Origin of the sequence: Limnobacter sp. UBA7229 (genome assembly GCF_002473065.1) — a bacterium.
In the GTDB taxonomy this organism is placed as follows: domain Bacteria; phylum Pseudomonadota; class Gammaproteobacteria; order Burkholderiales; family Burkholderiaceae_B; genus Limnobacter; species Limnobacter profundi.
The window spans coordinates 175,475-187,799 of sequence record NZ_DKTN01000005.1 but is presented as its reverse complement, the minus strand read 5'-3'; the positions used below and the strand labels follow the sequence as shown (position 1 = coordinate 187,799).

General features: G+C 55.1%; 11 protein-coding genes. 7 read left to right on the top strand and 4 right to left on the bottom strand.

Annotated elements, in window-relative coordinates:
* Positions 1-48: 48 nt before the first annotated feature.
* Both B4C79_RS03720 and B4C79_RS03715 read right to left on the bottom strand, forming a co-directional pair.
* Positions 49-1,053, bottom strand: a complete 1,005-nt coding sequence (locus B4C79_RS03720; RefSeq protein WP_291743143.1) for an MBL fold metallo-hydrolase — start codon at positions 1,051-1,053, stop codon at positions 49-51.
* 66 nt (positions 1,054-1,119) lie between these two features.
* Complete coding sequence (locus tag B4C79_RS03715) at positions 1,120-1,701, bottom strand: cytochrome P460 family protein (RefSeq protein WP_105029748.1); 582 nt, start codon at positions 1,699-1,701, stop codon at positions 1,120-1,122.
* A gap of 281 nt (positions 1,702-1,982) precedes the next feature.
* On the opposite strand from B4C79_RS03715, the gene B4C79_RS03710 reads away from it, so the two are divergent.
* From B4C79_RS03710 to B4C79_RS03680, 7 genes are all read left to right on the top strand, one after another.
* Positions 1,983-2,534 (top strand): hypothetical protein, encoded by a 552-nt coding sequence (locus B4C79_RS03710; RefSeq protein ID WP_291743148.1) that lies wholly within the window; start codon positions 1,983-1,985, stop codon positions 2,532-2,534.
* A gap of 10 nt (positions 2,535-2,544) precedes the next feature.
* Complete coding sequence (locus B4C79_RS03705; RefSeq protein WP_291743151.1) at positions 2,545-4,191, top strand: methyl-accepting chemotaxis protein; 1,647 nt, start codon at positions 2,545-2,547, stop codon at positions 4,189-4,191.
* A gap of 129 nt (positions 4,192-4,320) precedes the next feature.
* Complete coding sequence (locus tag B4C79_RS03700) at positions 4,321-5,712, top strand: alkaline phosphatase PhoX (protein ID WP_240965859.1); 1,392 nt, start codon at positions 4,321-4,323, stop codon at positions 5,710-5,712.
* Positions 5,713-5,745: 33 nt separating this feature from the next.
* Positions 5,746-7,488 (top strand): alkaline phosphatase D family protein, encoded by a 1,743-nt coding sequence (locus B4C79_RS03695; RefSeq protein WP_291743154.1) that lies wholly within the window; start codon positions 5,746-5,748, stop codon positions 7,486-7,488.
* A 71-nt stretch (positions 7,489-7,559) separates the two neighbouring features.
* Entirely contained in the window at positions 7,560-8,477 is a 918-nt protein-coding gene (locus B4C79_RS03690; protein ID WP_171096913.1) for an acetyltransferase, read from the top strand.
* Between the two features lie 58 nt (positions 8,478-8,535).
* Positions 8,536-8,892 carry a hypothetical protein gene (locus B4C79_RS03685; RefSeq protein ID WP_168426850.1) on the top strand — a complete coding sequence of 119 codons (357 nt, stop codon included), beginning with the start codon at positions 8,536-8,538 and terminating at the stop codon, positions 8,890-8,892.
* Positions 8,893-8,984: 92 nt separating this feature from the next.
* Positions 8,985-11,045: a TonB-dependent receptor gene (locus tag B4C79_RS03680; protein WP_291743159.1), complete on the top strand. Its 2,061-nt coding sequence runs from the start codon at positions 8,985-8,987 to the stop codon at positions 11,043-11,045.
* Between the two features lie 15 nt (positions 11,046-11,060).
* On the opposite strand, the gene B4C79_RS03675 is transcribed toward B4C79_RS03680, so the two are convergent.
* Both B4C79_RS03675 and B4C79_RS03670 read right to left on the bottom strand, forming a co-directional pair.
* Complete coding sequence (locus B4C79_RS03675; RefSeq protein WP_291743169.1) at positions 11,061-11,615, bottom strand: copper chaperone PCu(A)C; 555 nt, start codon at positions 11,613-11,615, stop codon at positions 11,061-11,063.
* 5 nt (positions 11,616-11,620) lie between these two features.
* A complete protein-coding gene (locus B4C79_RS03670) occupies positions 11,621-12,322 on the bottom strand; it encodes a DUF4197 domain-containing protein (RefSeq protein ID WP_291743162.1) in 702 nt (233 codons plus the stop codon).
* Positions 12,323-12,325 lie beyond the last annotated feature (3 nt).

Genomic DNA, 12,325 nt, shown 5'->3' with positions numbered 1-12,325 from the left:
CACGCAGCATGCGGTTTTAGTATGCACTCAAACACCGGAAACTGTGGATCAAAAATGGACCATTTGCCATGCATCCAACACATGAAGAGTCACGCCATCGCGTTCTGAAAACATCTTTAACAATTCAAGGGATCTCGGGAAGTCATCCAGTAACTTGGGCATGGGTTTCAAGCCCACCAGCTGACCCTTTTTCATGAGAGGTTGAGTAAAGTCATCCCAGTGAATAAGGTACACATGCTTAGCCCCGGTACCGACCACCATTTCCCGCCAGTAATTCTCAATGTAGGCGTCGCTTAATTTACCCAAACCACCCATTCCCAAAAACACATGCTCCACCGCAATGTCTTTGTTTTGGCCTTCAACATAACCTGCGCTAGGCTGAATAAGCGCGAATGGCCCAGGCCCCAGGCCGGGGTGAGACACCACAAATGAAAAGCTGATTCCTTCTTTGAACTGCAAGGCATGGGCCGGAAGAAACACAGGTTTGGTGTTAAATCCACCCGTGAATCCGGTGGGCGCATGGGCAGATTGAATCAACTGAATATCAAACTCGCCCAACTTCACGCGGCCACTGCCCGTAAAAGCATCTATTTGTGTTGTCGGCACATCTTGCCCTTTGGCAATTTGCAAAGTCGATTCCGAACCCACGACCCGCGCGCCATATTGTTTCGCCAGAAAAGGAGCATCCAGGGAATGATCGTAATGCGAGTGCGCCACCACAATACCACTCAAGGCACTGGGCATATCCAGACGCTTGAACATTTCTGCGGCCACTGCGCCAACCTGGGTTTCATCAACCTTCAGTCGGGTAAAAGCAACTTCGGACAACGGTTGTCGCGAGAAAAAACCATCTACCAGCCATGTGCTCTGCCCATCGGTCCAGGCCATGGACGAGGTTCCCAAAAACAAGGTTCGCACACTGCCGGCAGGGCTTGGTTTCAACGATTCAGGCAACTGGACAGCGGGATACGACTTCAGCAGGAAAACCAGAGCGCCCAGCCCCAGTAAAACGATTGCAGACAATGCATACAAAGCGAAACGCAGAATGCGCATGGAACACCCCAACAAAAAAGCCACCCGGCCTTGGGTGGCTTTTATTGTACGGAAATAGCCAGTGGTTTACTTGGTAACCAAAGCAGCCAGGTGGGCTTCTTCAACAGACATGGCTACTTTGCCAGCATGACCGTCCAGAATCTGGGCGCTCTTGCGTGTGTCAAAGTACTTGTCGTAGTGAAAAATGTAGTCTTTGTCGGCCAATGGCAGGTGGCAACCACGGCAGGTGGCGTAATCCGCTTTGGCGGGCTGGCCATTGGGTTCAAATGCTGCATACACCCAGTCGCCTGTCTTCATGCCTTCTGGCGCAGTGCTGCCCCAGTTGTTGCCCTTGTACATGACGAACACTTTTTCAAGACCAGCCTTGGTCATTTTATCGCCGGTTTTGGTGGCCTTGTAAATTTCCATCACGCTCACAGTACCGTTGGCAAAAGCTTCGCCTTTTTTGGCGGCAGCGCCAGTGGGGTTGATGTAAATGTCACGAATGTGGCCAGTGGGCTTTTCGATTCCAGCCAGGAACACAGGCCAGGATTTGTAATCGGTGGGCTGGGCCAATTCACCGTCTTTCGGGGCTGGGCCAAACATACCGCCAGCCGCACAACCTGCCAATACAACAGCTGCCGAGGCAGCAAGCATCAATTTTTTCATTTTTTCCCCTTTTTGTTTGCGCAACAGTTGTTACCCGCTCAAACATAGCGCCAACCCTTGTTCTGCGCAACTGTTACGTCAAGTCAAACTCAGATGCAAGGGTTTACCCTATACACCCCCCTCCATTTGAACCAACGAATTTTAGTAAGGCCTATTCCCGTTGCTTATCCATGAATTGCTTTCAGAATCAGATCCTTAATCTTGTTACATCCCCCTTGTGGCGGAAAAAATTTAACAATCTACCGATTGAGACCCACGCTCAATCCCATGGAGCACAGCACATGAACCGATTCCAGTCTTTTGCAAAGGCCAGCTTGGCCACTTTCATTCTGACAACAGGCGGCGCCGTTTTTGCAGGCACGGCCAACGACGTGCTGCCTGAAATCAAGGCGATTGCCGCAAAACCCGAAGTGATTGCCGCTGTCAAAGCCCAAAACGGAAAGGGACTGACACTGGACGCCATCAAGGCGATGGACAGCAAGTGGATTGCTGCATCGGGCGGTTTGCCAGAGGGAAAAGCCATGATGGAAAGCCCGGTGTCCAAAGCCCTGCTTGCGGCTGAAAAATCCAAACCTTATTTCACCGAAACCATTCTGACCGACAACCAGGGAGCGAACGTAGCCATCAGCTCCATGACTTCCGATTACTGGCAGGGCGATGAGCCCAAGTTTGTGAAAGCCTGGGCCGATGGCAAAGGCGATGACTACATTGCCCGTGCAAAAAAGGATGAAAGTTCCGGCGCGGTGGTTTCTCAGGTCTCCGTACCCGTGATGGAGGGTGGCAAAGCGATTGGCACTTTAACCATCGGCGTGAATGTTCAAGCCCTTCCATGAGCAAGTAAACATGTCTTCCTCCTTTATGAACAAGATCATCAATACCAGCCTGAATGTTCGGCTGGGTATTGTCATGGGCATACCTATTGCGGCCTTGCTCGCCTTGAGTGTGTTTGCTGTTTATCAAATTCATGCCCTAAACCAGTTCAACCAGGAAAACACCGAAAAGCAGGTTTCCCTGCTAACGCAGGTGTCCAACCTGGGCAGTAAATCAGCATTGTTGGCGCGCGAAGCCCGAAATGTGATTCTTGCTGATGAACAGGAGCGGTTTGATTTGGCCAAATCACGCATGCTTGCGCTGGATGCTGAAATTGATTTGCTGGGCCAAAGCATGCAGGCCAGCGCGCCTGCTGGCGAAACCCGCAAACTGATCGAAACCATCAACACCGACAACTCGGCCTTGCACACCGTGTATCAAAAAGTGATTGAACAATCCGAATTGGGTGAAGTGCAGGCTGCAACCCTGATGCTGCTGGGAGAAGGTGATCCGCTGGAGCAGCAAATTGACAATGCCATGAATGCCTTGAACTCGAGCGTGAAAAGCACCATGGAGGCTGCAGTGGCCCAAGGCGATTCCGTGTTCGAGAATGCCCTGATCACCATCGGCATTGTGTGTGTCGCCATTGTGCTGTTGTGCGGTATCACGGTTGGCATGGTGGCTGCATCGCTTCGCAAGCAAATTGGTGGCGAACCTGCCAAGGCGCTGAATGTGGTGGTGACCATGGCGCAAGGCAATCTGACCCAATCTGTCCCGAAATGCGAGAGTGGCTCGCTGATGGACGGGATGCAGCAATTGCAGGTGCGTTTGCGGGAAATCATCAAGCAGGTGTCACAGGCCTGCGGCACTTTCAAAACCGCTTCAAGCGAACTGGTGAATGTGGCGTCGGGTTTGTCAGGTTCTGCTGAAAAACAGGCCGACAGTTCCAACGCCACTGCGGTCAGCGTGGAACAAATGAGCGCCAGCGCCAAGTCCATTTCAGATTACGCCCACAAAACCGAAGTGCAGGCCAAACTGTCGGCAGACACCGCCAAGAACGGCATGGCCTTGATGCAAACCCTGCAAGGCAAAATGAATGACATGGCGGGTCAAATGCAAACCACCACCCAGGAAATTGCGGGACTGGTGGAACGCTCTGACCGAATCAACGGTATCGTGTCCGTGATTCAGGGGATTGCCCAGCAAACCAACCTGCTGGCCTTGAATGCTGCCATTGAAGCCGCTCGCGCTGGCGAACAAGGGCGTGGCTTTGCAGTGGTGGCCGATGAAGTACGTACCCTGGCACAGAACACCGCCACGGCCACCGATGAAATTCGCACCTTGATCGGTGAAATTTGCACCTACTCAGAACGTTCCAACAAGTCGGTGGAACAAGTGGGCGAGCACATGAACGAAAACATGCAGTACGCTGACAAGCTTATGGGTGGTCTTCAGGAAATTGTTCAACACTTCGAGCAATCCGTTGAATATGCGCTGGCCGTGGCCAATTCCACCAAAGAGCAAGAAGCCGCCAGCATGGATATTTCCGAGCGGGTGAGTGATATTTCAGCCTTGTCGGAACAACTGAAAATGGCCAGTATGCAACTAGAGGGTCAATCCCGTCAGGTAGAAAGCATGTCGGAAGACTTGCAGCGCGCTGTGTCTTACTTCAAAACGTAAAGGACTGTACTTCCGTGTGACCCCACCATGTGACAAATCGGTGAATGGTCACACTGAAGACCGCCTCGGAAACCAAAATTCAGTATGCCGGGTATCACAGGTTGATGTTGTTCAATCTGGATGTTCGCCATGTCGTTTCCACCCGCTTTGCCCCCCAGCATTCGCCGACGCAATCTGCTCAAAACATTTTTGTATGGTGCCAGCGCCAGCGCGCTGCCGTGGATGGCTGGCTGCGGCAGTTCCGACAATCCCTCCGGTTCAAGCAGTGGCCGGCTTGGCGCATCAGAGACCAACCGGTTTGGCGGCACTGCGCTAAATAACAATCAGTTTCGGTTTCGAAACATCAGCCCACTGGGCGATCCTGATGCCAACGGCGTGCGCACTGCTGCCGGTTTTTCCACGCGGGTAGTGGCCATCAGCAACCTGCCGCCGGTTTCAGGCGCAACACCTTGGCATATTTTCAATGACGGTGGCGGTGTGGTGCCCCGAGAAGATGGTGGCTGGATTTATTGTTCAAACAGCGAGATTCCAGGCTTTGGTACCCTTGGTTTCACCGTGCCTGAACTGGCGCCCGTGGGAAATTTACTCGAAACATTCAGCCCCGGACTGGGCGGCGCAAGCGCCCTTGTGTTTGGCCCCGACGGCACGATTGAAGACAGCTATCGAATATTACAAAACACTACATTTAATTGTGCTGGCGTAATTACACCCTGGAAAACCTGGCTCAGCTGCGAAGAAATTCCGACCGGCTTGGTGTGGGAATGCGATCCGTTCGGTATTCAGGCCGCCCGCCCACTGCCAGCCCTGGGGCTGTTCAGCCACGAAGCAGTTGCTATCGACAGTGAGCGCCGCGTGTTCTACATGACGGAAGACATGCCCGACGGCCGCTTCTACCGCTGGGTACCCACCGCGGGTGACTGGCCGGCCGGTGCGCCACGCGCCAATATGAATCAGGGACTGCTACAGGTATTGAAAGTGGAAGGCGATGTGGCCAATGCATTGAATGGCCCGGTGCGCTACAGCTGGGTGAACGCAGCCAATCCCAATGCACCGCAAACCGAGAACCGCCTGCCCGACACTGCCGTGTTCGACGGTGGCGAAGGTGTCTGGTATCAGAATGACCGCGTGTTTTTTGCGACCAAGGGCGATGACCGCTTGTGGATGTTGAACACCACCGCACAAACCATTGAGGTGGTTTACGACATGGCCACCGCCACCGCCCCCAACAACATTCTTTCTGGCGTTGACAACATCACCATGACGCCATTTGGCGAAGTGTTGGTAGCCGAAGATGGTGGCAGCATGCAAGTGGTGGTTGTATATCCCGACGGCAAGCTGGTACCGCTGCTGCAAATTGTTGGGCAAGACCAGTCTGAAATCGCCGGAATTGCCTTCAGCCCGGACGGCAAACGCATGTACTTTACCAGTGACCGCGGAGGCCCCAACGGGCAAGGCGGCTATGGGCTTGGGCTGGGCATGCTCTATGAACTGATGATCCCCGACACACTACCCAACGCATAACAAACAGCTTCAAACTACCAAGGAATACACGCCATGTCAGGTCCACGCCGCAAACGCAGTCGAATTCAAAAACGCCCGGGCATAACACGCCGCTCCTTCCTCAAAGGTCTTGGTATTGGTACTGCCAGCGTTGGCGGGCTAAGCCTGCTGCAGGGTTGTGGCAGTGACAACGATTCGACCACAGCAACCGATAACCGCACCACACCCAGTGACAACACCCCCACGCAGAATGTGCAGTTTCTGCACAGTGTGGCCAGTGGCGACCCTGCATTCGACAGCGTGGTGCTGTGGACCAGAATCACGCCGGAGAATACAGACCGCACCATTGCTGGCCGCGTGGATGTGTTCAAAGACGAAGCCTTGACCATGTTTGCGAAGTCCATGGACTTTCAAACCACTGCCGCGCAAGACTTCACCGTGAAGCTGATTTGCGACGGTCTTGAACAAGACACTGTTTATTTCTACCAATTCCGCAGCAACGGCAAAGCCAGCCCGGTGGGCCGCACCCGCACAACACCCGCCGCCGGCAACAAGCGCCCGCTGAATTTTGGCGTGGTGAGCTGCTCCAGCCTGGCCCATGGCTTTTTCAATGCCTATGCCAAACTGGCCGAGCGCGATGACATTGACGCCATTATTCACCTGGGCGACTACATTTACGAATACGGCACAGGCCAGTATGGCAACGTGCGCGAGTATGAACCGGCGACAGAAATAATCACGCTATCCGACTACCGCACCCGCCACGCCCAGTACAAGCGCGATGAAGACCTGCAAAAGCTGCACCAGCGCTTTCCCTTCATCACCATTTGGGACGACCACGAATCGACCAACAACTCCTACCGCGACGGCGCAGAAAACCACACCGAAGGTGCAGAAGGTGTGTGGGAAGAACGCAAGGGTTTTGCCCAGCGCGCGTACGACGAATGGATGCCAATTCGCTTGCCCGAACCCGGTAACCGCGCCAAGATTTTCCGCCGCGTGCAGTTTGGCGACATGGTCGACATGTTCATGCTGGACACCCGCCTGTTCGACCGCGACCTTGAAGCCGCCACACCCATCAACCCCACCGATGGAGTTTCCAGCCAGCCCGACCGCACGATGATTGGTGAAGAGCAGTACAACTTCTTGATCAACGGCATGCGTGCCTCGCAAGCCCAGTGGAAGCTGATAGGCAACCAGGTGGTGTTTCACCAGTGGATCATCAAACCCGGCTTGAACAACCCCGCACCTGCGCAATTGGGCGAGTTGCTTGCGCCGTCGGGCCTGAATGGCGACGCCTGGGACGGCTACAGCGCCGAGCGCCAGCGCATCATCAATGCCCTGCGCGGCGACGATGGTGGCGAGGCCATCAACAACGTGGTGATTTTGACCGGCGACGTGCACACTGCCTGGGTGGCCGACATCACGGACAACCCCAACCAACCGATTGATGCGGTAGGCGGCTACAACCCCATTACCGGGCAAGGGAGCGTGGCCACCGAGTTTGTAGTGACCTCTGTCACATCACCTGGCCTGGATCTGCCCAACCAGATCATTCAGGCCATTCGCTTGACCAGCCCACACATCAAGCATGTAAACGTCACCGAACGCGGTTACAGCGTGCTGCGCGTGGCTGAGGACAAAACCACTTGCGAATACTGGGCAGTCAGCACCATTCTCGAGCGCGGCGGCTCTGAAACCCTGTCTGCCACCTTCGAGGTAGCCGACGGTGCCAACCGCATTACGCCACAGGGAATTTACCCCGTGGACGTGGTCACCGGCCTGTTGGGTGTTTAAGGGTTTCTGGGGTAAGATCCGGGCTGTTTGATTGAACAGCCCGCAAAGCTACTACACCCCGGATCCCCAAAGTGCCTCTGTCCAGAATTCTTCCTGCCCCTATCATCGGTGTCCTCACCGTCACCCTGATGAGCCTGTGCATCACCTTCTGGTTCATCGTGATGTTCCCGTTTATCGTGTTGCGCCTTGTGCCGGTGTACAGGGTGCAACGCTTGGCATCGAACTGCTGTGTGCAAATTGCAACCTGGTGGGTAGGCTCGGACAAGCAACTTTACAAACTGCTGCACGGTCAACAGGGGCAGGTTGAGATTCATGGCGACTTCAAACCGCACAGCAGTTATCTGGTGATCAGCAACCACACTGCCTGGGCCGACATTGTGGTCTTGTTCGATGTGCTGCATGGCCATGCGCCTTTTGGCCGGTTTTTTCTGAAGAAAGAACTGATTTGGGTTCCCATTGTGGGCGTGGTGTGCTGGGCCATGGATTTCCCCTTCATGAAGCGCCACAGCCGTGGCGCCATTGCACGCAACCCGGTGCTGGCCAGCCAGGACCTGGAAACCACCCGCAAAGCCTGCGAGGTATACAAAGAAAGCCCGGTTACCGTGATCAACTTTCTGGAAGGTACCCGCTTTACACCCGCCAAAAAAGCCAAAACCAAATCACCTTACACTCGCCTGCTGGGCCCCAAATACGGTGGCTTGTCCGCGTCGCTGAATGCCATGGGTGAGCAGTTTGCAGGCATGGTGAATGTCACCATTGCCTATGGCCCCAGCCAGGGCAACATCACTTGGAGTTGGCTGTGCGGGAAGCAACCCAATATGCAAGTGCATGTTGAAATTCTGCCCATTCCTGCCGACATGATCGCAGGCGACTTTCGCAACGACCTTGAATTCAAGAACCGGTTTAAAACCTGGATTGGCAACATCTGGACCCTGAAAGACAAACGCTTGGCGGAGATGCGCCGCAAAGCCGGACACCCTTCACCGTGAACCACACCAGCGCCCTCTTGACAGGTTTGTTAAACTACTCAAATTGCAGTCAAACGAAGTGATTTCCCCAATGCGCACCCGCTGGTTCCAACACATGCTGATCGCGCTGGCCGTTTTGGCCACGCAATGGGCAGGTCTTGCCCACAGCATTGAGCACCGGGACACGCTGCAAGCCGAATCGCACGGCCACGCCCACAGCCACAACAGCAAACACGCTGCCGCCAGCGATTTACTGCATTCCTGCCTGCTGTTCGATGGGCTTGCCACCGCACAGGCCGCAGTTTCCAATCCACCCACCGGCTGTGCATTGCCCCTGCTGGCCCAACTGGGCATTCAAAGCAGTGCGGTCGCAGCGCCCAGAAATACCCTGTTCGCGCAACGGGTGCGGGTGCGCGACCCGCCCAGTTTTTCCTGAAGTAAACAATCCCCTTATTTTTTGTCGCTTTCCGAGCCTTTTTGTTATCAAAACCAGGCCGGACAGCGGCGTGATGTATTTCAGGAAAGAACATGAACAAATCCCAATTTCAGCGCCGTGCCGTGGCGCTGGCCAGCTTGCTTTTTATTGCGCAAACCCAGGCCCTGGCCCAAGAAGCCTTGCTTGAATCCGTGGTGGTCACCGGCACAACCGAACAAGCAGAATCCATCACCAAACCTTTTTCAATCATTACCGCCGATGAGCTGAATGCCAATGGTGCCAGCACCGTGGGCGAGGCATTGCGCTATCAACCGGGAGTGTCCGCCACAGGTTTCGGCCCCAATTCAAGCCGCCCCATTGTGCGTGGCCAAGACTCTGACCGAATCAAGATTCTGCGCAATTCAGCCGCCACGGTTGATGTGTCTGCACTCAGCTTCGACCATGCCCTGCCTGTAGATCCCTTCGCATTGCACCAGGTTGAAATCCTTCGTGGCCCTGCTGCGCTGGCCTACGGCGGCAATGCGGTCGGCGGTGTAGTGAACCTGGTCGACCAACGTATTGCACGCAAGCCTGTGCAAGGTCTTCAGGGTGAAGTCAACTTGCTAGGCGGCGGCGCAGCCGATCAAACTGCCGGCGGCTTTAAGCTGGATGCCGGCTTGGGGCAGGGGGTCAGCATTCATCTGGATGGATTCAAACGAACCACGCGCGACCTTGAAACCCCCACGTTCACCGACCCCGACGGTGTCACGGGCAACCGGGTTCAAAACTCCTCCTCGAAATCCGATGGTGCAGCCATCGGAGCCTCGTTCCAAACCGGCAATGGCTATATTGGCGTGTCGGCTGAACGTTACAACAACGAATACGGTGTACCGAAATCCCTCGATGTGCGCATTGGCATGGAAAGCGAACGCTATGCACTGGAAGGTGAGCAAAATTTCAACAATGCTGCCTTTAAACAAGTGAAATACCGCTTGGCCAAAACCGATTACCAGCACCAGGAATTTGAAGACGGTGCGCCGGCCACCCTGTTTGTGAACGATGGCGTGGACGGCCGCGTGGAAGTGGCCTTGCAGCCGTTTTCAATTGCCGGCATGAACATCAACACCAGCACTGGCGTGCAGTTTGAGCGGACCGATTTTTCGGCGATTGGGGATGAAGCCTTTGTGCCCAGCACCAGCACCGATCAAACCGGGCTCTTCACCATCTTCCGCGCCAGCCGCGGACAGGAAAACAGCGGAGTGTTCGAATTCGGTCTGCGTGGAGACCAAGTGGATGTGAATGCAGCCACCAGTGGTTTGTCGCCCCTGAATGGCCCGGTGGCGGGTGCCGGTGTAGATGCGGGTCCTGGCATTAACCGCAGTTTCAGCCCAAGTTCCGTTTCTTTGGGCTATACAGCGCCTATTGGCAACGGCTGGTCGCTGGGTGGTTCGGTGTCTCGGGTGGAGCGTGCGCCCTCCAGCTTCGAGTTGTATGCCGATGGTGTGCATGTGGCCACAGATGCCTACGAGAAAGGCAATCCGAATTTGCAGGAAGAACGCGGCCGCCACCTGGAATTAACCAGCACTTGGGCACAAGGTGAATCCAAATTCAATGCCACTGCCTTCGCAAGCCGATACAGCAATTACATTGCCTTGATTGGACGCACAGGTGCCGATGCCGAGTTTATTGAAGCGCCCGGAGAACCGCCCATTCAAGTGTTCGACTTCACGGCGGTTCCCGCAGAATTTCAAGGCATTGAACTGGGATATCAAACCGCCTACGCCATGGGTGCTGGCAAGCTGCAGCCGTCCATTCAATACGACCTTGTACGTGGCAAACGCACCGATGGGGGCGGCAACCTTCCCCGCATCAGCCCGCAACGTGTGGTGGCCAGCGCCGCTTATACACAAGGTGGCTGGACCGTTACGCCTGAACTGATTTGGGTCAGCGACAGCAAAGCGGGTTCAGGCGATGTTGAAGTGGAAGGTTACGAGTTGGTGAACTTGCGAATCGGCAAGGCATTCACCTGGGGCCGCACCGGTGGCGAAGTATTCGCCAACCTTCAAAACCTGACTGATGAGCTGGCGTTTTCAGCCACAACGCTGAACACCGTGCGCGGTTATACGCCGCTGGGCGGGCGCTCTGCGCTGGTGGGTGTAAAACTGGCCTTCTAAGGCAAAGCTGGGCATTTAGTGTTTGTGATCACCGCCGCCACCATGGCTGTGGTGGTCACCTGCTGCATTCTGGCCTGCCACCGCTTTCACCGGCATTTCAATTTTGCTGCCATCGGCTTTCTCAAATTGCAGGCTCAGTTCAATTTCCTGGCCAACCTCAACCGGTGCGGTTAAAGCCATCAGCATCACATGGTAGCCACCCGGCTTGAGTTCCAGCGGCTCGCCCGCCTTCATTTCAATGCGCTCGGCCATGCGCATGCGCATGATGTCGCCGTCCATTTTCATTTCATGCACTTCGGCAATTTCAGCGGCCGGGGTGGCCACGCCAACCAAGGACATGGGTTCCTGACTGGTAATGGTCAAATAGGCACCAGTGGCGTCCTGCTCGCCCACAGTGGGGCGCACCCAGGCGTTCTGAACCGAAATTCCGTCTTGCACCTGCGCGGGTGCTGCCGCCTGCTCTGCTACAACAGGCGCATCGTGAGAATGGCCCGACTCTGCACCATGGTCATGATGTTCAGAACAGGCTGCCAAAGCCACGGCGGCAGACAAAACCGCCAAATGAATCATTTTCTTCACTTCAAACTCCCGAACACTTTTTTAAGCACGGCACTGCCCGCCGCAACCGGGTTGGCCCGAATCGCTTTCTCTTCCTCAGCCACCATTAAAAACAACGCATCAAGCGCCTTGTTGGTGACATAGCCCTCCAGGTTGGCGTCTTCGGCCTTCACCAAGCCAAAGCGGCTGCCCTTCTCGGCCAAGGCATTGTATTGCTGGGCCAAACCCACCTGCGCGGTTTTGCCTTTCACAATCGGCAGCAGCTGGGTGTACAAATCGGCCTGGGATTTGCTTCTGAAAAAGTCCGTCACTGCGGTATCACCGCCACTCAGTACTTGTTTGGCGTCTTCAACTGTCATGTTTTGAATGGTCTTTTTCAGTACGGCTTTGGCCTGTGGCACCGCCGCTTCCGCCGCGCGGTTCATGCTGATTTCCATTTGATCCAGCTGTGAACCCATGCCCACCATTTTCAGCAAACCCTTGCTGTTCTCCAGGTACTCCGGCAGTTTAATTCGCACAGCCGGGTTGCCCAAAAAACCATCGGCCTTGCCCAAGCTGCCCACTGCGGCATCGGCACCTTTGCTGAGCGTGGTACGCAAGGCAGTTACTGCCTCTTTGCTGGTGATGCCGCTTAAATCCGCGGCCGCCACTGTACCGGTGAATACCAAGGCAAACAGGGCCACGAAAAAGGCAAGTAAGGAACGCATCGAACGGATCATCTT